The sequence below is a fragment of the Rhodococcus sp. JS3073 genome (assembly GCF_026810085.1).
Taxonomy (GTDB): Bacteria; Actinomycetota; Actinomycetes; order Mycobacteriales; family Mycobacteriaceae; genus Rhodococcus_F; species Rhodococcus_F wratislaviensis.
The window spans coordinates 960,017-984,453 of the sequence record NZ_CP113951.1; the positions used below are offsets into that span (position 1 = coordinate 960,017).

Consider the following 24,437-nt stretch of genomic DNA (forward strand, 5'->3'; position numbering starts at 1 on the left):
TCACAGGTACTTCACACGACGAGCGTCGGCGTCGCGGACATCGAGGCGTCGCCGGACACGACCAGGGTGGCAAGGACATTCACGGCCGCGGTCAGCTCGGACACCGGCCGCGTGAAGGGCAACCGCTGGTGATCGTCGAACAGATGACCGGTACCGAACCGGGGCCCGGGAGCCAGGAGCAAGCCCCTCGACCGCGCCGAGGCGACGAGTTCCGTCGAACTCGTTCCGGCAGGAAGGGTGCACCACAGGGACAGTCCCCCGGCGGGCAGCACGTAGTCCCACCCGGGCAACCGCTCGTCCACCGCCGCCGCGAGCGCGTTCCGCTGCACCCGCAGGTCGCGGCGGCGCTGCGCGACCAGGCGGTCGTGCCAGGCGAACAACCGCACGGCGGCAAGCTGATCCAGCACCGAGACCGACAATTGCCTGCGCGCCATGATCTTGGCCATCTGCGCGGTGCGGGCGGCCTCGGCGCGCACCCAGCCGATGCGGATACCTCCCCACACGGTCTTGCTGAGGCTGCCGATCGCCACGGTCGCCGATTCCGGGACCGGGACGCCGAACGGCTCGAGGTCGTCCGAATCGTCCAGCACGAGTTCCGCCGCCACCTCGTCCACGACGGTCACCACGCCGTGGCGGGCCAGGGTCGCGGCCAGCCGCCGCCTGCCTTCGAGAGTCGCCCTGGCCCCTGACGGGTTGGAGAAGTCCGGCATCAGGTACGCCACCGTCGGGGCGCTCTGCCGCGCAGCCCGGTCCGCGTCGGCGACGAACGCGTCCGGGTCGGTCGCATCGCTCGGCACCGGAACGGGTCTGCCGCCGGCCGCCTGCACGGACTCGACCGCGCCGGGGTAGGTCGGGTGTTCGACCAGGACGCGGTCGCCCGCCTCGACCAGAGCCTCGAAGACCACTTCGGTGGCATCGCCTGCGCCACCGGTGACGAGGATCTGGTCCGCGGTGGTGGGTCGACCCCGCCGCGTGTAATGGTCTGCTATCGCCGCCCGGAGCGTCGTCAGTCCGCCGGGGTGGTAACCGTGCTGGGGCATGAAACGGGGCAGCTCGTCGACTGCGTCGAGATACGCCTCCCTGAGCTCGGGGGCGGCCGCAGGCGCGGCGTTGACGAGGTCGATGACACCGTCCACCGGCGCGCCCACCATGCTCCCCCACGCCGGCGGCCCCGACGGCATCGCCACGAACGTGCCCGATCCGTGCCGCGCCGACGCCCAACCGGACTCGCGCAGTTCGCGATACGCGGCACTGACGGTCACCCGGCTGAGCCGCAGCTCCTCCGCGAGGGCCCGTTCGGCGGGCAGCCGGACTCCCACGGCCATCGACCCGTCCGCCACCCTCTCGCGGAGGGCGTCGGCGAGCCCGCGGTACAGCGGTTGCCCGCCGGTAGGCGCCGCACCGAGCAGCACCGCCAACTCGGCTGCCGAGACGCTTCGGACTGGTTCGACACTCATACAGGCCACTTTCCCACAGAGGACTGGAATTCGCGGTCCACTTTGCCCCGACAATCGATACATGCTGGTAATTGGAATCCTCTTGGCCCTCAGCCTGGCGTCGGTGGCCTGGCTCTGCGTCAGCACGGCGCACGGCGGACGGTCCGGGCTCGCCGGACCTCCGCGCAGCCACCTGCACAGCGACTGAGGGTGTGCGGCAGCATGAGGGAATGAACTCTGCCGCACCCGTTCACGCGATCGTCCTCGCCGGTGGACGAGCCACTCGGATGGGCGGCGTCGACAAGCCGGCCGTGGTGGTCGGCGGACGCCGGATGCTCGACACCGCGCTCGACGCCGTCGACGACTGTGAGCGCATCGTCGTCGTGGGACCTCGGCGCGCCGACCTCGATTCGACGGTGCTCCAGACGCAGGAGACGCCGCCGGGCGCCGGGCCGGTCGCGGGGGTGGCCGCCGGACTCGCCGTGCTCGACGCCGAACCGGACGACCGGGTGATTCTGCTCGCGTCGGACCTGCCGTTCGCGGAACCCACGATGGTGGCGGCCCTCGCCGCCGCCGTGCAGGACGCCGACACAGTGTTCGCGATCGACGAGTCGGGCCGCCTGCAGTTCCTGTTGTCCGCGTGGCGCGTCGGCGCGTTGACCGACCGTGTGCGCTCGCTCGGATCGGCGGTCAACCAGCCCATGAAGGCACTCGTTCCGGACACGTTCGACACGGTCCTCTTCCGCGGCGTCACGGACTGCGACACACCGGAGGACGTCGAGCGAGCCCGGAGCAGGGCCGCGGCGACGCCGGTCACGATCGACGAGGCCCGGGACGCGATCCTGACCGCCGTCCCCCCGCTCCCACCGCGGTCCGCGGCACTCGGCACGTCGCTCGGCGCCACCCTCGCCGAGCCGCTACTCGCCGCCGAAGCTCTGCCTCGCATCGCCGTCTCCGCCATGGACGGATACGCCGTCGCAGGCGACGGTCCGTGGGTGCTGCGCGACGACATCCGGTACGCGGGGAGCTCCGAGGAACTCGAGCTGGCGGAGGGCGAAGCGGCCCGGATCGCGACGGGCGCGCACCTCCCCAGCGGTGCCACCGCCATCGTGCGGGACGAATTCGCCGTGGTGACAGACATTTCCGAGGGACCGCGACTGTCCCGCAAGGAGGACGCCCCCGTGCGCGACGACGCGCGGCGGCGCGGGGAGGACTGGCACGAGGGGTACCGGCTCGCAGTGGAGGGCACGGCCGTCACGCCCGCACTCGTCTCCGCCGCCGCGAGCGCGGAGGTGACCACCGCGGGGGTTCGCGGCCCCGTCCGCGCACACGTGGTGGTGACGGGTGACGAGATCCGGCGGGACGGTCCGCTGCGACACGGGCAGACGCGGGACGCCCTGGGACCCGTTCTCCCCCAGTTCCTCTCGTGGTGCGGCATCCGGACGGTCGCCGACACCCACCTGCGGGACACGTCCGACAGCTTCGACGAACTGTTCCGGGAAGTCCGCCAGCCCGATCTGATCGTGATCGTCGGGGCGACCGGTGGCGGCGCGGCCGACCAGTTGCGTGCCGCGCTCGACCGGGCGGAGGCCCGGATCGTGGTGGGGCGGGTGCGGTGCCGCCCGGGCGGTTCGCAGGTGACCGCCCTGCTACCCGACGGTCGGGTGGTGCTGGGGCTGCCCGGAAACCCGTACGCCGCGGTCGTGACGCTCCTGACCACGGTTCCGTCCATCGCGGCGGCACTCACCGGTCGCACCCCGGCGCCGCGTCAGCTGGGACGTATCGCGAATGCGTCCGAGGTCAGTGGCGACGCCACCCGGATCCTGCCCGCCGTCCCGCAACCGGACGGCACGTGGCACGTCGCCCCCGGAATCCGGACCGCGCATCTCGCGGGCCTGATCGACCGCGAAGCGCTCGCGCTGGTCCCGGCGGGTGCGGCCGACGGCGATCTCGCCGAGCTGGTCCCGCTACCGCGCTGACGGTTCAGCGCTGGAACGACAGTGTGCGCAGCGCGGCCGGAATTCCACTGCGGTAGCGCTCCGCCACAAGGCCGACGATGGCCGGATCGACACCGAGCGGCTCGGCCACTCCGTCCGCACCGGCATCGGCGAGACGCGCGTGGAACAGTCCGTGGGCCAAGAGATACGACGCGACGAACACGCGCTTCTCGCCGTCCGCCCGCAGCCCGGCCACCACGTCGGGGACGCGCGGCTGCGCTGTCGCCACGTAGCCGATCCGGACGCGCGACGCCACGAGTTCCGACAGCAGCGCCGCGGCGCGCCGGACGTCGCGCAGGGCCCGCGGGTCGGACGAGCCGGCCGCGGCGAGCACGACCGCGTCGCCGGGCCGCCAGCCCGCGTCGACCAGCCGCCGCAGCAGGACCTCCGCGAGAACGGGGTCCGGTCCCAGCGCCCGGGTCACGGCCACCGACGGGTGACCGCTGTCTGCGACTTCCCGCGGAACATCGGTGTGGACGTGGTAGCCCGACGCGAGGAACGCCGGGACCACGACAGCGGGCCCGGTGATGTCGCGGAGCACCTCGGCGGGCGACGGCCCGAGAACGTCCACGAAGGACACCCGGGTCGGTCCGACCTGCTCGGCGACGGCGTCGGCGAGCGCGGCGATCATCTCCACGCCCCGGGGACTCCGCGTTCCGTGTGCCACCAGTACCAGTGCTGTCTCGTTCACTGCTGTCCCTCCTCACGTGAATCGACGCAGTCGACGGGGTCGAGCGCGAGGCGATATCCCCGCTTGACCACCGTCTGGACGGCTTTCGGTGCGCCCAGGGATGCGCGCAGCCTCGCCACGGCCGTCTCCACGGCGTGGGTGTCGCCGCCGCCACCGGGCAGCGCCGCGAGCAGTTCGTCCCGCGGCACGACCCGGCCGGGACGGGCGCCGAGTGTGCGCATCAGCGACATGGCGGCGGGGGGGAGCTGCCGCACCTCGCCGTCGACGACGACGCATCCGCCGCGGATGCTCAGCTCGTGTCCGGCGGTCTGGATCTTGTTCGCCCGCCTCGGCAGCTCGTCGGCGATGTGCCGGGCGAGTGCGCCCAGCCGCGAGCGCGCCGGCATCGTCGTCGGCACCTCGAGTTCGCGCAGCGGTCCCGCGGTCACCGGTCCCACGCAGGCCGCGAGCACTCGGTGCCGGAACGAGTGCAGCACCATCTCGATCATTCCGGTCTCCTTGGCGCGGGTCAGCAGCGAGGCCACCGCCGGTGCGCTGGTGAAGCTGACCGCGTCGAGTCCGCCGGAGGCGATCAGTTCGATCATCCGGTCCATCGGGGCCTGGTCCTCGAGCGGCGTCCACCGGTAGACGGGGACGGCGATCACGTCGGCGCCCGCGCAGCGGAGCACCTCGCAGAAGTCCGCGACCGGCTCCCATTCCGTGGTGGCACCGTGCAGCTGGACCGCGATGCGCTTGCCTTCGACGCCCTCACCGAGCAGGTGATCGAGCACCTCCGCCGACGACTCCGAGGCGGGTGACCACTCTTCCCGCAGGTCTGCGGCCCGGATCGCGCCCTTCGCCTTGGGTCCGCGGGCCAGGAGGCGGCTCGAGGCCAGTGCGCGGCCCAGCTCCTCCGCTTCGCCCCAGCCGTCCGCGGCCTCAATCCAGCCGCGGAAGCCGATCCCCGTCGTCGCGACGACGATCTCCGGCGGGTTGTCGATGATCTGGCGTGTGACGCGCTCGAGTTCCGTGTCGTCGGCCAGCGGGATGATGCGGATGGCCGGGGCGTGCACGACGGTGGCGCCGCGCCGCGTCAGCAGCGTGGCGAACTCTTCCGCACGCCGGGACGCCGTGATTCCGATCGTGAACCCGCACAGCGGCGTGTCGTCGTTCACGCGTTCGTGCTGTGAACCTGGACGACGCCGGCCCACACCCGCACGTCGTACACGGGCAGCCGCACCGACTCGTCGTCGAGGCAGCGTCCGTCGACCAGCGAGAACACCTGCTTGAGCAGCGGCGACGCCACGGTAGGCTCGCCGGCCCGGTCACCAACGAGGCCGCGGGACATCACGGCCGCGCGCCCGAACGGGTCGATGTTGCCCACGGCGCGCAGCGATCCGTCCTCGAGCAGGAACAGTGCCACCTGCTCCCCGCCCCGCAGCAGCACCGCCACCCCGAGACCGGGAATCAGCTGGCTGAGCGGGCACGCGGACGTCCATTCGAGACGGCCTGACTGGACGCTTTCACGCCTGGTTCCACTGGCACTGTGCACGTTCATGTCGACGACGGTCATCACAGTCCTCCTTCGGGCTGGTGTGTATCCGTGCTTGGATACATCGTTCGGGGTCGGTGTTTCCGCAGCGTTAAGCGGGGATTACTCCGATGTAGAAGCTGCGAATTTCGGCATTCCCATCAACACCGGGACCTTCCGGACGCCCGTGTCGTCGAACGAGACGGTCGGATCGGCCTCCTCGGGCGCGTTGACGAACGACACGAACCGCGACAGCTTCTCCGGGTCCTCGAGCACGCCCGCCCACTCGTCCTTGTATCCCAGAACGTGCTTGGCCATGGCCGCCTCGAGATCGGCGGCGATGCCCAGGCTGTCCTCGCACACCACGGCCTTGAGGTGGTCGAGCCCACCTTCGAGGGAGTCGACCCACGGCGCGGTGCGCTGGAGACGGTCCGCGGTGCGGATGTAGAACATGAGGTACCGGTCGATGTAGCGGACGAGGGTTTCGTCGTCGAGCCCACCGGCGAGCAACTGGGCGTGCTTCGGAGACTGGCCGCCGTTGCCGCCGACGTACAGGTTCCAGCCGTTTTCGGTGGCGATGACGCCGACGTCCTTGCCGCGCGCCTCGGCGCATTCGCGGGCGCAGCCGGAAACACCGAACTTGATCTTGTGCGGGGACCGCAGGCCGCGGTACCGGTTCTCCAGGTCGACCGCCATCCCGACGGAGTCCTGCACGCCGTACCGGCACCAGGTGGATCCGACGCAGCTCTTCACGGTGCGCAGCGACTTGCCGTAGGCCTGACCGGACTCCATGCCCGCGTCGACGAGACGCTTCCAGATCGCGGGCAACTGCTCGACACGGGCGCCGAACAGGTCGATGCGCTGACCGCCGGTGACCTTCGTGTAGAGGCCGAAGTCGCGGGCCACCTCGCCGATGACGATGAGCTGTTCGGGCGTGCATTCGCCACCGGGCATCCGCGGCACCACCGAGTAGGTGCCGTTCTTCTGGATGTTGGCCAGGAAGTGGTCGTTCGTGTCCTGCAGACCCGCCTGGTTGCGGTGCAGGATGTGGTCCGAGTCGGTGGACGCCAGGATCGACGCGACGACGGGCTTGCAGATGTCGCAGCCCGAACCCTTTCCGTACTTCGAGATCAGCGCGGAGAACGTGCGCGTGTCCGTGGCCTGCACGATCTCGAACAGTTCGGCGCGGGACTGCTCGAAGTGCTCGCACAGCGCCTTCGACATCACCACGCCGGACGACGCGAGGAGCTGCTTGATGGTCGGCAGGCAGCCGCCGCACGTCGTTCCGGCGTTGGTGCAGCTCTTGACCTGCGCGATGTCGCAGGCGCCGTCGGCGATGGCACCGCAGATCGACCCCTTGGTGACGCCGTTGCACGAGCAGACCTCGGCGTCGTCGGGAAGGGACCCGGCGCCGGGCTTCTCCCCCGCCGGCGAGATGAGCGAGGCCGGATCGCCCGGCAGTTCGCGGCCGACGAGCGGGCGAAGCGACGCGTACGCGGAGGCGTCGCCGACGAGGATGCCGCCGAGCAGCGTCTTCGCGTCGTCGGACACGACCAGCTTGGCGTAGGTGCCCTTGGCGGCGTCGCTGAGAACTACCTCCAGTGCGCCGGGGGTCTGAGCGTGCGCGTCGCCGAAACTGGCGACGTCCACGCCCATCAGCTTGAGCTTGGTGGACAGGTCGGCGCCCGGGAACTCCGCCGCCCCGCCGAGCAGCCGGTCCGCTACGATCTCCGCGGTGGTGTAGCCGGGAGCGACGAGGCCGTAGCACCGTCCCTCCACCGCGGCGCACTCGCCGACCGCGTAGATGTTCTCGTCCGACGTGCGGCAGCCGAGGTCCGTGATGATCCCGCCCCGCTCGCCGACCTCGAGTCCGGCGTCGCGGGCCAGCTGGTCCTGCGGCCGCACACCCGCGGAGAACACCAGCAGCGCGGCCTCGATCACCGAACCGTCGGACAATTCGACGCTGATCCCGTCCGGACCCTCGGTGATGCCGGCGGTGCCGACACCCGTGTGGACGGTGAGACCCAGGTCGGTGACCAGGTTGGCGAGCAGCGCTCCACCGCCCTCGTCCACCTGCAGCGGCATCAGCCGGGGCGCGAACTCGACGACGTGCGGTGTCATGCCCATCAACTTGAGCGCGTTCGCGGCCTCGAGTCCGAGCAGACCACCACCGACGACGACACCGACGGCGCCGGGACCGGCCGCGTCGGCACGCTTCCGGATGCCGTCGAGGTCGTCGAGCGTGCGGTAGACGAAGCACTCCGGACGGTCGTGCCCGGGAATCGGCGGCACGAACGGGTACGAACCGGTGGCCATCACGAGAGCGTCGTACGCGACGACCTCGCCCGAATCGGTGGTGACCTTGCGGGACTCCCGATCGATGGTCGCGGCCCGGCGGCCGATCCGGAGGTCGACGAGAGCGTCGTCCGGGTAGTCGTTACCCGCGAGCGCAAGCTCCTTGGGGTCCCACGCCCCCACGTAGGAGGACAGTCCCACCCGGTCGTACGCGGGGAGGGGCTCCTCGCAGAGCACCGTCACCGACCAGTCGTCCGCCTCGTCGCGCGCACGCAACGCCTCGACGAATCGATGTCCGACCATTCCGTGTCCGATGACCACTGCTGACTTGCGGCTCATGCCGTCGCTCCTTCTAGCTGAATTGCTCGAGTTCATGCGGTACTGCGTGAGGTCACGCCGAAACCGACACCTTTTCGTCGTCGCCGTCGGAGACGGTGAGCCCACGAGTGACGGACGGGCGGCGCAGGAAGACGAACCAGGTGACGAAGATGCAGGCGATGTAGAAGGCGAGGAACACCCAGAACGCCATGGTCGCCGACTTCGCGGTACCGCCGTAGGACGCGCGCAGCACCAGGTTGATGCCGACCCCGCCGAGGCCACCGATGGCGCCCGCGAACCCGATGAGGGCGCCGGACATCGCCCGCGACCACGCCGCCTTCGCATCCCGGCTCAGGCCCTCGAGTCCCTGCGCCTTGGCCTCGAAGATCGACGGAATCATCTTGTAGACCGAGCCGTTGCCGATGCCCGCCAGCAGGATGAGGGTGATGAAGCCGAACACGAATGCCACCAGCACTCCGGCCGTTGCCGCGCCGGGCGTGCCGTCGTCGACGGTGCCCGCGGTCACCAGCACTGCGGCGGCGAGCGCCATGGCGACGAACGTGTACAGCGTGATCTTGCCGCCGCCGATGCGGTCGGCGAGCTTGCCGCCCATCGGGCGCGCGATGGAGCCGAGCAGCGGTCCGATGAAGGCGATCTGCGCGGCGTGCAGCGCAGCCTCCGCGGGGGTGGCGCCACCGGCGAGGAAGTTGATCTGCAGGACCTGGCCGAACGCGAAGCTGAAGCCGATGAACGATCCGAACGTGCCGATGTAGAGGAAGCTGATGACCCACGAGTCGGAGAACTTCAGCGCCTTGGCCATCGACCGGAGATCGGACTTCTGGTTGCCGAGGTTGTCCATGAACAGGGCGGCGCCGACCGCGGCAACGGCGATGAAGACCAGGTAGACGGCACAGACGATCCAGGGCTCCGTGTTACCCAGGGTGGCGATCACGAGCAGGCCGATCACCTGGATCATCGGGACACCGATGTTGCCGCCGCCGGCGTTGAGACCGAGCGCCCAGCCCTTGAGCCGCTGCGGGTAGAACGCGTTGATGTTGGTCATCGACGAGGCGAAGTTGCCGCCGCCGACGCCGGCGAGGGCGGCCACGAGGATGAACGTCGTGTACGACGCGCCGGGGTTCATCATCAGGTACAGGGTGAACAGCGTCGGCACGAGCAGGACCAGGGCGCTGAAGACGGTCCAGTTCCGGCCGCCGAATCGGGCCGTCGCCACCGTGTACGGGATTCGCAGAATCGAGCCGACGAGGGTCGGGACAGCGACCAGGAAGAACTTGCCCGCCGCGTCGATGCCGTAGATGTCGGTCGGCATGAACAGCACCATGACGGACCAGATCGACCAGACGGAGAAGCCGACGTGCTCAGCGACTACCGACCAGATCAGGTTCCGCTTGGCGATGTCCTTGCCGCCCGCCTCCCAGGCGTCGACGTCTTCCGCGTCCCAGTGCTCGATGTAGTGCTTCTTCACCCGGGCCTCCTCGTTGTGTGGGAGACCCAAAGGTAGAAAACCGGTGTTGCGGCGGTGCTGCGGTCGGTGACCGCGACGTCAACTGATCCTCACTTTTCAGCCGGGCCGATGTGAGGTTTCCTGCATGTTTCCTAGGCGTGTCGAAGAGCGTCCTGCGGCTCCGAATCGACGTGCCAGCTGTCCTCGAGCATGCGCGGCTTGCACGCCTGGAACGCAGCGAAGAGGAGGATCACCACACCGAACGTCAAGAATCCGAACGACAGGGTCCACCCGCCGGAGGCATCGTGGAACACCCCGAACAGTAGTGGACCGAGGCACGCGACGGCGTAGCCCACGCCCTGGGTGAAACCGGACAGCGTCGCCGAGCCGATGTGGCTGCGCGTGCGGAGGTTGATCAGCGTCAGCGACATCGGGAACGTGCTGGGCCCGAGCCCGAGCAGCACGATCCACAGGATGGGCGCGCTCATGGGGGCCAGCAGGAGGCCGCTGAAGGACACGAGGTAGCAGACCGCGCACCCGATCACGACCGGGAACGGGTTGCGCATGCGCGCGCACAGCGTGGGGGCGCCGAACGCCGCGACGAGGCCCATGAACGAGAACAGTCCCACCATGGCACCACCGAACGCCTCGCTCGCGCCGGCGTCGGACAGGATGTCGGGGATCCAGGTGAACATCGAGTACGTGATCATCGACGTCATCCCGAACATGCCGGCCATGCCCCAGCCGACGGGCGATCGCCAGGCCTTCCCGTGGGGACGGTCGGCCGAAACGTCCGCGGGCGGTTGCGCCGTCACGACCACGGCGCGACGTCGTTCGCGGGTGAGGAGGAGGATCCACGGGACCGCCGCGGCGAAGCCGAGGAGCGCCCACACGCCGATCGAGACCCGCCAGCCGAATGCCTCGGCGAGCGGGACGGCCACGAAGGCGGGCGCGATGGTGCCGATCTGCACGCCGACGATGTAGACCGCGCTCATCACGGCCAGCCGGTCGGAGAAGTAACGCTTGACGAGCGGCGGAATCACCACGTTGCCGATTCCCATGCCTGCCAGCGCCAGCGCCGACAGTGCCAGCAACGACCAGGTGTCGCTCATCAGGGCTCTCGTGAGCATGCCGACCGCGGCCATCAGCATCGCGACGAGGGCGGTCCGTTCCAGGCCCCACCGCTTGGCGATGAGCGGCGTCCCCAGTCCGAACAGCGCGAACATCGCCGTCGGCACCATTCCGAACACCCCGACGACCGTCGGCGAGAATCCGATGTCCTCCCGGATCTGCGAGGCAAGCGGGGTGAACGAGGTGACCGCCAGCCTCAGGACGAGAGCAGACATGGCGATCGCACAGAAGACGAGGAGGCGGCCGCGTAGAAGAGTCACGAGATAAATCATAGGATGACAGGATGACCTTTGGAAAACCCGTGCGCCGCTCGAGTCTGATCTCACAGGTCACCGAGCAGCTGCGCGACGAGATCTGCAGTGGTCGGTGGGCGGTGGGCGAGAAGATCCCCACCGAGACCGCGCTGTCCGAACTCACCGGGACGGGACGCAACACCGTCCGCGAGGCGGTGCAGGCGCTCGTCCACACCGGGCTGCTCGAACGGCGGCAGGGATCCGGCACGTACGTCGTCGCCATCTCCGACGTCGGGGGCACACTGGGCAAGTACTTCGCCGGCGCGCACGAGCGCGATGTCACGGAACTGCGGCAGGCACTCGACGTCACCGCCGCAGCCCTCGCCGCCCGGCGCCGCACCCCGGACGACGTCGCACGCTTGAAGGGTCTCCTCGACGAGCGTTCCCGGTGCTGGGCCGAATCCGACACGGAGTCCGCCGTCGCGGCGGACGTCGCCCTGCACCGCGCGATCGTCGAAGCGAGTCACAACGCCGTGTATCTGGAGTTCTACGACTCGCTGCTGCCCTCGATCGCCCAGACCGTCGACCGGCACGTGCACGCGACCGGTGCCGGGTTCCACGACGAGCACGGGCGTCTGATCCAGGCGGTGGTCGACGGGGACGAGGCCGCCGCGACCACGGCCGCGCGCGACCTGTTCGCGGAGCTGCTCACCTAGAGCAGGAGGCGCACCACGTCGGCCGTGCGGGCGAGCCCGGGAAACGCCTCCGCGGTCGACCGGGGGTGCAGCACGTGGACGGCGAGCCTGAACAGCACCGCACGCAGAAGCATCTGCGGCCACTCGGGGAGATCTTCCCAGCGCCCGATGAGGGCCTCGTCGGCCCCGCCCCAGGAGATGGCGTCCACCACGGCCACCGCCGCCGCCCACGACGCGGGACGCCAGTACGGCGTGATGTCGGTGATCCCCGGCGCGAGCGCACCGGCGAACAGGACGGTGCCGAACAGATCTCCGTGGACCAGCTGGTCGGGGCTCGTGACGGGCTTGCGCAGCGTCGCGAGCCCGGTGATCAGTTCCAGGCTCTTGCGGCCGTCGGGGGACGGCGTCTCGAGCTGTTCCGCACCCTTCGCGCTGCGCAGCGGGATCTTCTCCCAGGCGGCCCGATCTGCCGCCACGAACACGTCGACCTCCGCCCACGGCGCGACCGGGGGCTGCACGAGGAACCGGGGACGGTCGAGCTGCGAGGTGGCGGCGTGCAGCCGGCCCGACATCGACACGACCTCGTCGTGCCGCGGCTCGGGTGTGCCCTCGATGAACGTGTCGGCGCGCCACCCGGAGACCACGTACCTGCCGTCGGTGGACCGCACGGGGCGCGCGAGCCGCACCCCGTCCACCTCGAGCGTCTCGCGGACCTTGGCGGACCATGCGGCGCGCGCGTGGTCGGCGACGGCTGACAGGACTACGTCTCCACAGAGCCACCCGCCGTCCCAGTCCGCACCGAGTGGGATGGGCTCGACTTCCCGGAGGCCGAACGTGGAGCACACGTGCTGAGGGGGTTGGCCTGTGCTCACGGACTCAACGCTACCGCCGGGTGGGCCGGTGACACTGCAAGGCGCGCTGGCCCGGAGATCGCAATCACGCCACGACGAAGGTCAGACGAAGGTCAGTAGACGGGCAGGCTGGTGTCCACCTGTTTCGCCCACGCGATCACGCCGCCCTGCAGATGTGTGGCGTCCGAGAAGCCGGCCTTCTTCAGCGCGGCCAGCGCCTCCGCCGACCGGACGCCGGTCTTGCAGTGCAGCACGATCGGCTTGTTCTGCGGAAGCTCCGACAGCGCCTCGCCCGACAGGATGCGGTCCTTCGGGATCAGCACGGCACCGGGCAGGTGGACGATGTCCCACTCGACCGGCTCGCGCACGTCGATCAGTTCGATCTCCTTGCCGGAGTCGAGGAGGTCGCGCAGCTCCGTGGCCGTGATGGTAGAACCGGCCGCCGCCGCCTGCCCCTCGTCGGACACCACACCGCAGAACGCGTCGTAGTCGATCAGTTCGGTGATCGGGGTCCGCGCGGGGTCGCGGCGCAACGTGATGGTGCGGTAGGTCATGTCGAGCGCGTCGTAGACCATCAGCCGGCCGAGCAGCGATTCCCCGATGCCGGTGATCAGCTTGACGGCCTCGGTGGCCATGATCGACCCGATCGACGCGCACAGCACACCCAGCACGCCGCCCTCGGCGCACGACGGCACCATGCCCGGCGGGGGCGCCTCCGGGTACAGGTCGCGGTAGTTGAGTCCCCGACCATTCGGCGCATCTTCCCAGAACACGGACGCCTGGCCCTCGAATCGGTAGATCGAGCCCCACACGTACGGCTTGTGCGCCAGGACGGCCGCGTCGTTGACGAGGTACCGGGTGGCGAAGTTGTCGGTGCCGTCGAGGATCAGGTCGTACTGCTCGAACAATTCGACGGCGTTGTCGGGCTCGAGCCGGAACTCGTGCAACCGGACGTCGACGTTGTCGTTGATCTCACGGATCGAGTCGCGCGCACTCTCGGCCTTCGGACGGCCCACGTCGGACCGGCCGTGGATCACCTGTCGCTGCAGGTTCGACATGTCGACCTCGTCGAACTCGACGATGCCGAGCGTCCCGACACCCGCCGCAGCCAGGTACAGCAGGGCGGGCGAGCCGAGGCCGCCCGCACCGATGACGAGGACCTTCGCGTTCTTCAGGCGCTTCTGCCCCGCCATGCCGACGTCCGGGATGATCAGGTGCCTGCTGTACCGCGCCACCTCGTCACGGGAAAGTTCGGCGTCCGGTTCCACCAGCGGCGGCAGCGCCTCGGTGGTCTTCACAGAACGGTCAAGCGACACGGTCCACTCCTGACGATTGCGCGACAGCTTCCGATGCGTCGGACAGCATTGAGTTCAACGCCCCGACGGGGTCCATTCTTCCCCTGCCGCCGGCAGTCGCGCGGGGCGGCCCCGGCTCACGCCCTCGGGAACGGCCACGGATTGAAATGGCAGGTCAGACCGTTCATCGGGACGACACCCTCGGGGTCGAGCTGCGCGATGTCGTTGTTGGCCGTCCCGAACGTCTGCTGCATCATCACCGGCGCGAGGCCGCCTTCGGTCTCGCACGGCTGGTGGTCCTGGTAGCCGATGGCATGCCCGATCTCGTGGTTGATCTGGTATTGCCGGTACGACCCGATGTCCCCCTGGAACGCGATGGCACCCCGCACCCAGCGTGGCTCGTTGAGGACGACGCGATCGATGCCGGGGTTGTAGCACGACACCTCCAGCTGAATGTCGTAGCCGCACGCCTCACGGATGGTCATCTGCGACGTCAGAGACACCCGGAAGTCGGGGTCGCCCTGGTCGACGCGGCGGAACGCGAACCGCGGGTCCTTCGTCCAGCTCTTCGGATTCGACAGGGTCTGGTCGACCATCCGGCCGAACGACTCGTCGCCGCCGAATCCGGACGTGTCGACCCCGTCCTCGATCTCGACGCTGTACGTGAATTCCCGTTCGGTGCCCTGCCCGACCTTGGTCCCGCTTCCGGGAACCACGTGCCACGTGCCTGCGCCCACCGCCGTGAACGGACCGCCCTCGGGCAACGCGCCCGAGGGAAGTTCGGCGGCGAAGTTTCCGTCGGCTTCCGGGGGGATCCCGATGACGCTCGAACCGTCGGTGTCGCGGGACAGGGTACCGAATCCGGGGGTGTCGGTCTCGGCCGTCGTCTCGTTGCCGCCGGTGTCCCGGACCGCGTCGACCACGACGAGAACGGTGACCACCAGGAGGATCGGGATGGCGTAGGCGCGCCACCCGTAGGTGGAGACGAACCGACCGATGCGGCTCTGCTTCCTCGCCTGCCGCTCGGGGCGCGGGTTCCTGGGCCTGCCGACGTCGCGGCTGGTCGGGTCCCATTGCGCGCGGAGTGGTTGATGCGACTGCGCCTGCGGTGCCGACTGCGAAGCGCGGGGACGGACTTCACGCTGGTCGATGCTGCGCGATCGTCGCTCCCCGTCCTCGGAGCTCTGGGGAGCCCGGCCGCGAACACGCGGTCCTCCTCGGTCAGTCACGCAGCCCAGAATCTCACAGTCCGGCACCGCCCCGTCCCAGCGCACCGTCCGCAGGTCATTCGGCGTGTCACGCAGATGCGATCCGCAACGCCGCGGCTACCCGGATCACCAGGTGCCCCCCACCCCCGCAGGGCCCTAGTTACCGGTCAGGCAATATCCTTGACCGGGCGAGTCCAGCGAGTCCACCATGAACGGTTCACTACGCGCGGGTATCGTTCACACAGTTACACAGAATGTGACGCGGAATACTTGTGCAGATTGGAAGCGCTATGACTGAACTCGCGGATCGGACGAACTCCGATCGCGATGCCACCCCCGGAAAGGGCACCGGGGCCCGTCGCAGCACGCGACTCCCCCGCGACGCCCGGCGACTGCAGCTACTCGCCGCAGCCAGCGAGGTCTTCGTCACACGCGGATACCACGCTGCCGGTATGGACGAGATCGCCGAGTGCGCCGGTGTGAGCAAGCCCGTCCTCTATCAGCACTTCCCCGGAAAGCTCGAGCTGTACGTGGCCGTGCTGCAGAGCTATGTCGACAGCCTGATCTCCGGCGTCCGGCAGGCGCTGCGCTCGACCACGGACAACAAGCAGCGTGTCCGCGCCGCGGTGCAGGCGTTCTTCGACTTCGTCGACAACGACTCGCAGGGCTTCCGGCTCGTGTTCGAGTCGGACCTCATGGGTGAACCGCAGGTGCAGAGCCGCGTCGAGCAGGCCACCGAGGCGTGCGTGGACGCCGTGTTCGACCTCGTCAGCCACGACTCCGGTCTCGACCCGTACCGCGCCCGCATCCTCGCTGTCGGCCTCGTCGGCGCGAGCCAGTTCACCGCGCGGTACTGGCTCGAGGCGGCGCGCCCGATCCCGAAGGAAGAAGCGGTCGACACGACGGTCACGCTCGCGTGGGGCGGTCTGTCCCGCGTGCCGCTGCATCCCGAACAGCGCTAGCCACGACGCATGAGAAAGGGCCCGCAGTCGAGTCGACTGCGGGCCCTTTCTCATGTGTTCACTTGGTCGGAGCGAATCCGACCTTGCGGATATCGGACGGGCCGATCTCCACGTAGGCGATCTTGCTGGACTGCACGAGGTACTTGCGTCCCTTGTCGTCCTGCAGAGACAGGATCCCGTCGCCACCGGTGAGGGCGTCCGAGACCAATGTCTCGACCTCGTCCGGGGTCTGCTCGCTGCTGACGATGAGCTCACGCGGGCTGTCGATTACACCGATCTTGACCTCCACGGTCAACCTCCGAACTCTCCGAGAAACATCAGCTGTCCTGGCAAGGCTAATGCAGCGGCCGCCGCCGGTGCGCGTCTGTGGGCTGTGCCCTGAGCGAACATGCCGTCAGACAAGCATGACGGCGGTGCCGTCAGACCAGGCCCAGCACGGCCATGCGTTCGGCGTGCATCTCCTGCATGCGGTCGAACAGTGCGACGACGCCATTGAGGTCGCCGGACGCGGAGATGACGAGTTCCGTCAGCGCCTCCCGCTGTGCCAGGACGAACTGCGCCTGCGTGATGGCCTCCCCGAGCAGTCGCCTGCCCCACAGCATGAGGCGGTCCTTGTCGCGGTTGCTGGCCTTGATCGCCTGCTGCACCTCGTGGACGACGAACTCCGAGTGACCGGTCTGCGAGAGCACCTCCTCGACCGTCCGCGACACCTCGGCGGGCAGCGAGTGCCCGATCTCGCGGTAGAAGTCGGCGGCGATCCCGTCACCGACGTAGGCCTTCACCAATGCCTCGAGCCACGTCGACGGGGTGGTGGACGCGTGGTAGTTGTCGAGGGCACGGACGAACGGATCCATCGCCTCGAAGATGTCGAAGCCACGCGCGGTCAGCGCCGTCTCGAGCATCTCGAAGTGGCCCATCTCGGCGGCGGCCATGCTCGCGAGCGCCACTTTGCCCTGCAGGGTCCGCGCCATCTGCGCGTCCTCGGACAGCCGGTAGAACGCGGAGATCTCGCCGTACGCGAGGACCGCGAAGAGTTCACTGACGCCGGGGTGATCAGCGGGAATGGTGGAATCAGAGGATGCAGGCGTGTTGGGCTCCATGGCGCCACAGCCTAGTGCGTCGCCCAGTGATGTTTGCCATGCGTAACCGGTTGTGGGGCGTTCTCCGGCTACAATGATCATGGGCAACCGCTCGTCACCACGTTCGCCTCCATGGAGAACGCGGTTTGAGTGATGATCGATCACGATCCGATCAGCGGTTCCCACCGATAATGTGCGCGCACCTGATCGACGGTCCCAGCCGCGCCTCGCCGAAATCTTCGATTTCTGCGCTGAGGCAGAGGCAGGATCGACTCGGAAGAGGACATCGACGAGCGTCGACTGGGAAATCGGGCCGACCAGCGGCCTGGCCCTTACCTCGTGCGTGCGTGCAGCTACGAGGAAGGCCAGTCCCCTGAGCAAGATCACTGTCGACCATGAAGACGACGCAACCGAAACCACGCTGTCGGCGCAACTCGACTCCACGCACGTCGCCCCCACGTTCGCTGAGCTCGGAGTTCGTGACGAGATCGTCCGCGCTCTCGACGAGATCGGGATCGAGCGCACGTTCGCGATCCAGGAGCTGACGCTCCCCCTCGCCCTCGCCGGCGACGACCTGATCGGTCAGGCCCGTACGGGCATGGGCAAGACGTTCGGTTTCGGCGTCCCGCTGCTCCACCGCATCTCCAGCGGCACCACCGGTACGGCCGCACTCGACGGCACTCCCCGTGCGCTGGTCATCGTCCCCACCCGCGAGCTGTGCATCCAGGTCACCAAGGACCTCGAGGGCGCCGCGAAGTACCTGAAGGGCGAGAAGAACAAGCTCGAGGTCCTCGCCATCTACGGTGGCCGCCCCTACGAGACGCAGATCGCGACGCTCCAGAAGGGCGCCGACGTCGTCGTGGGCACCCCGGGCCGTCTGCTCGACCTCGCCAACCAGGGTCATCTGATCCTGGGCAAGGTCGAGGTCCTCGTTCTCGACGAGGCCGACGAGATGCTCGACCTGGGCTTCCTGCCCGACATCGAGCGCATCCTGGGAATGGTGCCGGACAAGCGTCAGACGATGCTGTTCTCGGCCACCATGCCGGGCCCGATCATCACGCTCGCCCGCACGTTCCTCACCCAGCCGACGCACATCCGCGCCGAGCAGGCCGACGACTCGGCGGTGCACGACCGGACCAGCCAGCACATTTACCGGGCGCATGCGCTCGACAAGGCGGAGATGGTGGCCCGGGTGCTGCAGGCCGACGGCCGCGGCGCGACGATGATCTTCACCCGCACGAAACGCACCGCCCAGAAGGTCGCCGACGATCTCGCCGAGCGCGGCTTCTCCGTCGGCTCCGTGCACGGCGACCTCAACCAGGTTGCTCGCGAGAAGGCGCTGAAGGCATTCCGCACGGGGAAGATCGACGTGCTGGTCGCGACGGACGTCGCGGCGCGCGGTATCGACATCGACGACGTCACCCACGTCATCAACTACCAGTGCCCGGAAGACGAGAAGACGTACGTCCACCGGATCGGCCGCACCGGCCGCGCGGGCCGCACCGGCATCGCCGTGACACTCGTGGACTGGGACGACATCCCCCGCTGGCAGCTCATCGACAAGGCTCTCGGCCTCGGCATCCCCGATCCGGCGGAGACGTACTCCAGCTCCCCGCACCTGTTCGAGGAGCTGTCGATCCCGGCCGACGCGACCGGGACGATCAAGCGCCCCCGGGTGGAGAGGGCCGCAAAGGCCGCACCCGAGCAGAGCGAGAACACGGGCACGGAGCAGAGCGAGAACACCGATACCGAGCAGGGCGAGAAGGCCGAGCGCACGGAGCGTCCGGCACGCACCCGCACCCGCCGCCGCACCCGTGGTGGCCGCCCCGCGGACTCCGTGGGCCCCAAGTCCGTCTCGCCGGAGCCGACGGCACCCGAATCCTCCGCTCCGAGCGGGGACACCGACGGCGAGGGTGCCTCCAAGCCCCGCCGGCGTCGTCGCCGCCGGACCACCAAGGTCGGCGCCGCCGCGACGACCGCGGAGTAAACAACCACCGTGCTGGCACCTGAGCGGCGCTCGCGCGCCGATCTCGTCGTCGCTGCCGGAATCGCCGTCGCGGTCGTGGTCGCCCTCACCGTGGTGTGGTTCCGCAGCGATGCCCGGGGCACCACCTCCGTCACCGCCGCCGAGCCGCCGCCTGCCCTCGTTACGGCCCTGACGGTTCCGGAGACGCTGAGCCCGATCTGGGACTCCTCCAGTTCCGCCACGACCGCACCCCTCGTCGTCGGTGGTGCGGTCGTCACCGCCGACGGCGGGGACGTCGTGGGACGGGACCGGATGTCGGGTACCGAGCTGTGGCGGTACGAGCGTGATCTCGACCTGTGCGGTGTGACGGCGTCGTGGGAGAAGGTCGTGGCCGTCTACCGCGACGACCGCGGCTGCTCCCAGGTCACCGAACTCGACGGCGGCACCGGCGAGCGCCTGGCGCAGCGCAGCAGTGACGCCGATTCGGGGGTGACGCTGAAGGCCGACGGAACGTATGTGGCGTCCCTCGGCGACCGCCGGCTGGAATTGTGGCGCTCCGACCTCGTCCGCACGGTCGAGTACGGACGGGTGGACGCGCCGGTGAATCCCAAGAAGCAGCCACGCAGCGGGTGCACGCTGATCGACGTCGGTTCGAGCAGCAGTCGGCTGTCCGTTCTCGAGCGCTGCCCCGGCGAGGTGGCCGATCGTCTGACGGTCATGAACCCGTCGCCGAAGGACAATCAGGAGCCCGAGGAGTACGGGTCGAGCGTCCTGGCGGGGGTGGATGCCGGCGTCGAGGGTGCGCGCATCCTCGGGGTGTCGGGCGAGACCACGGCCGTCTATCTCCCCGCGGGCACGTCGTACGGACCGCGGATCGGCCTGTTCGACGGCACCGGCAACGCCGTGTCCGAATATGCCCTCTCCCTCCGGGTCGGACCGGATCCTGTCACGTCGACGAGCAGTTCGGTGGTCACCTGGTGGACCGGTTCGGACGTGGTGTCGCTCGGCGCGTCCGATCTCGCACCGCGCTGGGTCTTCCCCGGCGCTCTCGGCCCGGGAGCCGTGATGGCCGGAAACCTGCTGGTTCCGGTGGAATCCGGGATCGCCGTGCTCGACCTGTCGACCGGTGCGTTGCTTCGCACGATCCCGGTGGCGCGTGACGCCGCGGCGGGGCCGATCACCACGACGGTGGCCGGCGACGTCGTGCTCGAACAGCGCGGCGACGATGTCGTGGCGCTGCGCTGAGGTCGCTGCTCACGCGGGTTCGGCGAACACCACGAGATAGCCGTCGAGATCGCGGATCCAGATCTCACGATGTCCCGCATTGGGATTGACGTGCACGTCCGTGACCACGTCGGCACCCGCCTCCCGCACCCGCGCGATTGTGCCGTCGAAGTCGGGGGTCTCGAACCAGATCGCCACCCCGTTTCCCCGCGGGAGTGACGGATCGCCGAGGGTGCCGTGGTGGTGGCCCTCGTCGAGCCGGTGCAGTTGCAGGATCATGTGCCCGTCGACGAGGAGTTGCTCGTAGTCCGGTCCACCGTGGCCGCTCCGCGCGCCGAGCACCTTCCGGTACCACTCGCCTGCACGTTCGACGTCGTCGACGGCGAGGAGCGGCTGAGCCCGCATCGTCAGGGTGTTGCTCCGAGGCGTATCCGAGACTGTCATGGCCCCGACGTTAGCGCCGTGTGCTCCCCGGCACTTGGACGAATGAGTATGCCGTCAACGGAAAGTGGCGCGGTACGCGGACGGTGAGACGCCGACCGTGCGCGAGAGGTGTTGTCGCAGCGACGTCGCGGTGCCGAAGCCCGCGGCCGCGGCCACGTCGTCCACCGGCAGGTCGGTGTTCTCCAGCAGTTCGCGGGCCCGGGTGATCCGCTGTTCGAGAACCCACTGCGTCGGCGACATCCCCGTCTCGGCCCGGAATCGCCGGGTGAACGTGCGCACGCTCATCGACTCCCACGCGGCCAGCTCCCGCAGCGACAGCGGTTGATCGAGATGCGACAGTGCCCGGGCCCGCGCCCGCGCCGTCGACGCACCGTCGGCCTCCGGGACGGGCTCGGTGATGAACTGCGCCTGGCCACCGCTGCGATGAGGCGGCACGACCGTTCCCCGCGCCACCTCGTTGGCCACCGACGCACCGTGGTCGAGACGAATCATGTACAGGCACAGATCGATTCCGGATGCGACGCCTGCGGCGGTGAGCACGCTGCCGTCGTGTGTGTAGAGCACGCCGGGGTCCAGGTGCACGTCGGGGTACAACCGCCGGAACGCGTCCGCCGACTTCCAGTGCGTCGTGGCACGCCGGTTCTCGAGAAGGCCGGCCGCCGCGAGGACGAACGAGCCGGTGCAGATCGATGCCACCCGCGTGCCCGGACGGATGTGCGCGAAGGCGTCCGCGAGGCGCCGGGGCAGGCGCCCGTCCTCCGGCGGGTCGTAGTCCTGATCGGATGCCGGGATCACGACGGTGTCGGCCGTGCCGAGCAGTGCCGGACCGTGCTCGACCGAGAGCGTCACGTCGGTGTCGGTCCGGACGGCGCCGGGGGTGAGGGCGCACGTGAGGACCTCGTACAGCGCCTCGCCGTCCCGCGATCTCGCCTCACCGAACAGTCGGTGGACGATCCCGAACTCGATCGGGAGCAGACCGTCGCGCACGAACACGACCACGCGATGGCGGCGCACACTCCGCCCGTTCCTCGGTTCGGACATGGCCCGATTATTTCACATATCGTCCCGCAGGCCACTGTCGTGACCACGTCCACGCGCCCATGATCGGAAGGGTCGGCACGACAGAGCGGAAGGTGGACCATGAAGATCCTGTGGGTATCGGCACATCCCGAGCCGGAGTCCCTGAACGCGGCACTCCGCAGCGACGCTCTCGCGGCGCTGCGCGGCGCCGGCCACGACATCCGGACCTCGGACCTGTACGCGATGCGATGGAACCCGGTGGTGACGGCAGCCGATTTCGGACACGACCCCCACCATCGCCTCCTGGTCGGCGCGCGGTCGGGTCAGGCCCTGACCGAGGGCACCCTGGCCCCCGACATCCGCGCCGAACATCGCAAGCTCGCGTGGGCCGATGCGGTGATCGTGCAGTTCCCGCTGTGGTGGTACGGCATGCCCGCGATCCTCAAGGGCTGGTTCGACCGGGTCTTCGTGGAGGGCTACGGCTACGGACTGCGCCGCGAGGACGGTTCCACCCGGCGGTACGGCGACGGAACCCTCGCAGGCAAGCGGGCGATGACGGTCGTCAGTTTCGGCGGCAGTGCCGACAGCGCGGGCCCGCGCGGGATCAACGGCCAGATGGACGAACTCCTGTTCCCGATCCACCACGGAATCTTCTGGTACACGGGGATGTCCGCACTGCCCCCGGTCCTGATCGACAGCGCGGACCGGTTGCCCGCCGAGCACTACCCCGGCGTCGCGGCGCGGCTGATCGATCGCCTGTCCGGCCTGTTCACCGACCCGCCGTTGCCTTTCCGCTCACAGAGCGGCGGCGACTACGACACCAGGTTCGTCCTGCACGAGGACCGCGCGCCCGGCGTCACGGGGTTGCGCGCCCACTACGCCGACGCGGATTCCGGCACGAGTGAATCGGCGACCGAAGTCCGCACTACCGCGGGATGTAACGTGTTCTAATTCACGGCATGGCAACCTACGTGATCACCGGCGCCGCCTCGGGCATCGGGGCGGCGAGCCGCCGCATTCTCGAGTCCGGCGGTCATACCGTCATCGGAATCGACCTCGCGCACACCGACGTGACGGCCGACCTGTCGACCCCCGGCGGACGGGCTGCGGCCGCCGACGCCGTGTCCGAGGCGAGCGGCGGCGTCGTGGACGGACTCGTGTGCTGCGCCGGACTCGGGTCGCTGTCCCACGTCCCGGGCGGCACACTCGTCGCCGTGAACTACTTCGGGGCCGTAGAACTCGTGACGGCCCTGAAGCCCGCTCTCGAGCGCGCGGGCGGCGCCTCGGTGGTGGTGATCTCGTCCAGTAGCACCACCACGCAGCCGGGGATTCCCGAGAATCTGGTGACCGCGTGCCTCGACGGCGACGAGACGGAGGCGGTGCGCATCGGCGATGAGGTGACCGCCATCCCGGCGTACCCGGCGTCCAAGCTCGCGCTGGCCTGGTGGATTCGGCGTGAAGCGGTACGGCCCGAGTGGATCGGCAACGGCATACGACTCAACGCGATCGCGCCGGGCATGATCGACACACCGATGACCAGCGGGGACGACCTCGACCCCGAACTCGCGAAGGCGCTGGATTTCTATCCGGTGCCGCTGGGCCGGCGCGGCCGCCCGGACGAGATCGCCGCGCTCGTCGAGTTTCTGCTCGGACCGGGGTCGACACTGTTCTGCGGCAGCGTCGTCTTCGCCGACGGGGGCACGGACGCCCTGTTACGCCAACAGGATTGGCCCGCCGCGTGGAATCCGACGCCCGAAGAACTTACTCGGCACTTCCAGGCGAAAACGTAGCGAGCTCGGATCCCGCCCAGTGCTTGGCGAGGTTCTCGGCCAGGTCCCGGTACGCCTGGGCACCCTTGTTCTTGCGCCCTGCCAGCACGGTGGCACCCGACGCCGTCGCTTCCGCGAATCGCACCGTCCGCGGGATCGGCGGAGCGAGGACCGGCAGGTTGTAGCGGTCGGACACGTCGGAGAGCACGTCCCGGCTGTGTGTCGTGCGGGCGTCGTACAGCGTCGGCAGCGCGCCGAGCAGGACCAGGTCGGGGTTGGTGATCTGCTGCACCTCGGTGACCGTCCGCAGTAACTGCCCCACACCGCGGTGGGCGAGCGTCTCGCACTGCAGCGGCACCAGTACCGACTGCGCCGCCGTGAGCCCGTTGAGAGTGAGCACACCGAGTGACGGCGGACAGTCGATGATGATCGTGTCGTAGTCGTCCAGCAGCGGCGCCAGAGCGCGCTTGAGGGCGAACTCGCGACCGGGACGCATGAGCAGCAACGCTTCCGCGCCCGCGAGGTCGATCGTCGCAGGCAGAAGGGCGACACCGTCCTCGGTGTCGATCACGGCGTCCTGCACCGCCAGATCACCGGTCAGCACCTCGTGGACGGAGGCGTCCAGGCGGTCCGGGTTGTGCCCGAGGGAGAACGTCAGACACCCCTGCGGGTCGAGATCCACCACCAGAACCTTCTGGCCCAGCCCGACGAGGGCTGCGCCGAGAGAAGCGACCGTGGTGGTCTTCGCGACCCCACCCTTCTGATTTGCCACTGCAAGAACCGTTGTCACGGCTCGATCCTTACCTACTTCGTCCCCGGAGGCGAGCCATACACGCAGATTGACTGAC

The 24,437-nt window shown here is 69.2% G+C and carries 23 protein-coding genes; 8 read left to right on the forward strand and 15 right to left on the reverse strand.

Translation table 11 applies throughout. The features are described from left to right. Positions 1–11: 11 nt before the first annotated feature. Positions 12–1,457, reverse strand: a complete 1,446-nt coding sequence (gene yczR / locus OYT95_RS04645; RefSeq protein WP_268790882.1) for a MocR-like transcription factor YczR — start codon at positions 1,455–1,457, stop codon at positions 12–14. 61 nt (positions 1,458–1,518) lie between these two features. On the opposite strand from yczR, the gene OYT95_RS04650 reads away from it, so the two are divergent. Together OYT95_RS04650 and OYT95_RS04655 are read left to right on the forward strand one after the other, a co-directional pair. Further along, positions 1,519–1,644 (forward strand): hypothetical protein, encoded by a 126-nt coding sequence (locus OYT95_RS04650; protein ID WP_255221814.1) that lies wholly within the window; start codon positions 1,519–1,521, stop codon positions 1,642–1,644. Positions 1,645–1,666: 22 nt separating this feature from the next. Further along, positions 1,667–3,415 carry an NTP transferase domain-containing protein gene (locus tag OYT95_RS04655; protein ID WP_268790883.1) on the forward strand — a complete coding sequence of 583 codons (1,749 nt, stop codon included), beginning with the start codon at positions 1,667–1,669 and terminating at the stop codon, positions 3,413–3,415. A 4-nt stretch (positions 3,416–3,419) separates the two neighbouring features. On the opposite strand, the gene OYT95_RS04660 is transcribed toward OYT95_RS04655, so the two are convergent. From OYT95_RS04660 to OYT95_RS04685, 6 genes are all read right to left on the reverse strand, one after another. Beyond that, positions 3,420–4,124 carry a sirohydrochlorin chelatase gene (locus tag OYT95_RS04660; protein WP_037245196.1) on the reverse strand — a complete coding sequence of 235 codons (705 nt, stop codon included), beginning with the start codon at positions 4,122–4,124 and terminating at the stop codon, positions 3,420–3,422. Continuing rightward, the gene (locus tag OYT95_RS04665; protein ID WP_268790884.1) at positions 4,121–5,278 is read right to left on the reverse strand and encodes a uroporphyrinogen-III synthase; all 1,158 of its coding nucleotides are present in this window, start codon (positions 5,276–5,278) and stop codon (positions 4,121–4,123) included. The genes OYT95_RS04660 and OYT95_RS04665 overlap by 4 nt, the downstream gene beginning before the upstream one ends. Further along, positions 5,275–5,676 carry a nitrite reductase small subunit NirD gene (nirD, locus tag OYT95_RS04670; protein WP_005574158.1) on the reverse strand — a complete coding sequence of 134 codons (402 nt, stop codon included), beginning with the start codon at positions 5,674–5,676 and terminating at the stop codon, positions 5,275–5,277. Before nirD ends, OYT95_RS04665 begins: the two co-directional genes overlap by 4 nt. A gap of 81 nt (positions 5,677–5,757) precedes the next feature. Then, on the reverse strand, positions 5,758–8,268 hold the full coding sequence (nirB, locus tag OYT95_RS04675; protein WP_268790885.1) for a nitrite reductase large subunit NirB: 2,511 nt from the start codon (positions 8,266–8,268) through the stop codon (positions 5,758–5,760). 52 nt (positions 8,269–8,320) lie between these two features. Beyond that, complete coding sequence (locus OYT95_RS04680) at positions 8,321–9,733, reverse strand: MFS transporter (RefSeq protein WP_268790886.1); 1,413 nt, start codon at positions 9,731–9,733, stop codon at positions 8,321–8,323. A 131-nt stretch (positions 9,734–9,864) separates the two neighbouring features. Beyond that, on the reverse strand, positions 9,865–11,115 hold the full coding sequence (locus tag OYT95_RS04685) for a CynX/NimT family MFS transporter (RefSeq protein WP_268790887.1): 1,251 nt from the start codon (positions 11,113–11,115) through the stop codon (positions 9,865–9,867). 11 nt (positions 11,116–11,126) lie between these two features. Between OYT95_RS04685 and OYT95_RS04690 the strand changes: the two genes are divergently transcribed. Next, a complete protein-coding gene (locus OYT95_RS04690; protein ID WP_037245184.1) occupies positions 11,127–11,792 on the forward strand; it encodes a FadR/GntR family transcriptional regulator in 666 nt (221 codons plus the stop codon). Here the strand turns inward: OYT95_RS04690 and OYT95_RS04695 are convergent. From OYT95_RS04695 to OYT95_RS04705, 3 genes are all read right to left on the reverse strand, one after another. Continuing rightward, complete coding sequence (locus OYT95_RS04695; protein WP_005562508.1) at positions 11,789–12,643, reverse strand: TIGR02569 family protein; 855 nt, start codon at positions 12,641–12,643, stop codon at positions 11,789–11,791. The two genes, OYT95_RS04690 and OYT95_RS04695, sit on opposite strands and share 4 nt — an antisense overlap. A gap of 92 nt (positions 12,644–12,735) precedes the next feature. Beyond that, positions 12,736–13,920 (reverse strand): adenylyltransferase/sulfurtransferase MoeZ, encoded by a 1,185-nt coding sequence (moeZ, locus tag OYT95_RS04700; RefSeq protein WP_037245180.1) that lies wholly within the window; start codon positions 13,918–13,920, stop codon positions 12,736–12,738. A 134-nt stretch (positions 13,921–14,054) separates the two neighbouring features. After that, positions 14,055–15,191, reverse strand: a complete 1,137-nt coding sequence (locus tag OYT95_RS04705) for a DUF3152 domain-containing protein (protein ID WP_268790888.1) — start codon at positions 15,189–15,191, stop codon at positions 14,055–14,057. Between the two features lie 224 nt (positions 15,192–15,415). Between OYT95_RS04705 and OYT95_RS04710 the strand changes: the two genes are divergently transcribed. Beyond that, complete coding sequence (locus OYT95_RS04710; protein ID WP_005259707.1) at positions 15,416–16,087, forward strand: TetR/AcrR family transcriptional regulator; 672 nt, start codon at positions 15,416–15,418, stop codon at positions 16,085–16,087. A 58-nt stretch (positions 16,088–16,145) separates the two neighbouring features. On the opposite strand, the gene OYT95_RS04715 is transcribed toward OYT95_RS04710, so the two are convergent. Both OYT95_RS04715 and OYT95_RS04720 read right to left on the reverse strand, forming a co-directional pair. Then, the gene (locus tag OYT95_RS04715; RefSeq protein ID WP_005259708.1) at positions 16,146–16,376 is read right to left on the reverse strand and encodes a DUF3107 domain-containing protein; all 231 of its coding nucleotides are present in this window, start codon (positions 16,374–16,376) and stop codon (positions 16,146–16,148) included. A 130-nt stretch (positions 16,377–16,506) separates the two neighbouring features. Then, complete coding sequence (locus OYT95_RS04720; protein WP_037245178.1) at positions 16,507–17,187, reverse strand: ferritin-like fold-containing protein; 681 nt, start codon at positions 17,185–17,187, stop codon at positions 16,507–16,509. A gap of 322 nt (positions 17,188–17,509) precedes the next feature. On the opposite strand from OYT95_RS04720, the gene OYT95_RS04725 reads away from it, so the two are divergent. Next, positions 17,510–19,153, forward strand: a complete 1,644-nt coding sequence (locus OYT95_RS04725) for a DEAD/DEAH box helicase (protein ID WP_037245175.1) — start codon at positions 17,510–17,512, stop codon at positions 19,151–19,153. A gap of 9 nt (positions 19,154–19,162) precedes the next feature. Next, on the forward strand, positions 19,163–20,377 hold the full coding sequence (locus tag OYT95_RS04730) for an Rv3212 family protein (RefSeq protein WP_268790889.1): 1,215 nt from the start codon (positions 19,163–19,165) through the stop codon (positions 20,375–20,377). A gap of 9 nt (positions 20,378–20,386) precedes the next feature. On the opposite strand, the gene OYT95_RS04735 is transcribed toward OYT95_RS04730, so the two are convergent. Then, positions 20,387–20,800: a VOC family protein gene (locus OYT95_RS04735; protein WP_112299306.1), complete on the reverse strand. Its 414-nt coding sequence runs from the start codon at positions 20,798–20,800 to the stop codon at positions 20,387–20,389. Positions 20,801–20,854: 54 nt separating this feature from the next. Continuing rightward, the gene (locus OYT95_RS04740) at positions 20,855–21,841 is read right to left on the reverse strand and encodes a GlxA family transcriptional regulator (protein WP_268790890.1); all 987 of its coding nucleotides are present in this window, start codon (positions 21,839–21,841) and stop codon (positions 20,855–20,857) included. Between the two features lie 99 nt (positions 21,842–21,940). Here OYT95_RS04740 and OYT95_RS04745 point away from each other — a divergent pair, with 99 nt between their 5' ends. Then, positions 21,941–22,771 (forward strand): NAD(P)H-dependent oxidoreductase, encoded by an 831-nt coding sequence (locus OYT95_RS04745; protein WP_037245165.1) that lies wholly within the window; start codon positions 21,941–21,943, stop codon positions 22,769–22,771. Positions 22,772–22,779: 8 nt separating this feature from the next. Beyond that, positions 22,780–23,610, forward strand: coding sequence for an SDR family oxidoreductase (locus OYT95_RS04750; protein ID WP_268790891.1), 831 nt, complete (start codon positions 22,780–22,782; stop codon positions 23,608–23,610). On the opposite strand, the gene OYT95_RS04755 is transcribed toward OYT95_RS04750, so the two are convergent. Then, on the reverse strand, positions 23,582–24,379 hold the full coding sequence (locus tag OYT95_RS04755; RefSeq protein ID WP_037245159.1) for a ParA family protein: 798 nt from the start codon (positions 24,377–24,379) through the stop codon (positions 23,582–23,584). The genes OYT95_RS04750 and OYT95_RS04755 overlap by 29 nt on opposite strands. Positions 24,380–24,437 lie beyond the last annotated feature (58 nt).

Bases quoted from the DNA above. Each gene is read 5' to 3' on its own strand.
- yczR (WP_268790882.1), bottom strand. From the start codon at position 1,457: ATGAGTGTCGAACCAGTCCGAAGCGTCTCGGCAGCCGAGTTGGCGGTG.
- OYT95_RS04720 (WP_037245178.1), bottom strand. From the start codon at position 17,187: ATGGAGCCCAACACGCCTGCATCCTCTGATTCCACCATTCCCGCTGAT.
- OYT95_RS04650 (WP_255221814.1), top strand. From the start codon at position 1,519: ATGCTGGTAATTGGAATCCTCTTGGCCCTCAGCCTGGCGTCGGTGGCC.
- OYT95_RS04745 (WP_037245165.1), top strand. From the start codon at position 21,941: ATGAAGATCCTGTGGGTATCGGCACATCCCGAGCCGGAGTCCCTGAAC.
- OYT95_RS04690 (WP_037245184.1), top strand. From the start codon at position 11,127: ATGACCTTTGGAAAACCCGTGCGCCGCTCGAGTCTGATCTCACAGGTC.
- nirD (WP_005574158.1), bottom strand. From the start codon at position 5,676: ATGACCGTCGTCGACATGAACGTGCACAGTGCCAGTGGAACCAGGCGT.
- nirB (WP_268790885.1), bottom strand. From the start codon at position 8,268: ATGAGCCGCAAGTCAGCAGTGGTCATCGGACACGGAATGGTCGGACAT.
- OYT95_RS04750 (WP_268790891.1), top strand. From the start codon at position 22,780: ATGGCAACCTACGTGATCACCGGCGCCGCCTCGGGCATCGGGGCGGCG.
- OYT95_RS04740 (WP_268790890.1), bottom strand. From the start codon at position 21,841: ATGTCCGAACCGAGGAACGGGCGGAGTGTGCGCCGCCATCGCGTGGTC.
- OYT95_RS04710 (WP_005259707.1), top strand. From the start codon at position 15,416: ATGACTGAACTCGCGGATCGGACGAACTCCGATCGCGATGCCACCCCC.
- OYT95_RS04735 (WP_112299306.1), bottom strand. From the start codon at position 20,800: ATGACAGTCTCGGATACGCCTCGGAGCAACACCCTGACGATGCGGGCT.
- OYT95_RS04655 (WP_268790883.1), top strand. From the start codon at position 1,667: ATGAACTCTGCCGCACCCGTTCACGCGATCGTCCTCGCCGGTGGACGA.
- OYT95_RS04685 (WP_268790887.1), bottom strand. From the start codon at position 11,115: ATGATTTATCTCGTGACTCTTCTACGCGGCCGCCTCCTCGTCTTCTGT.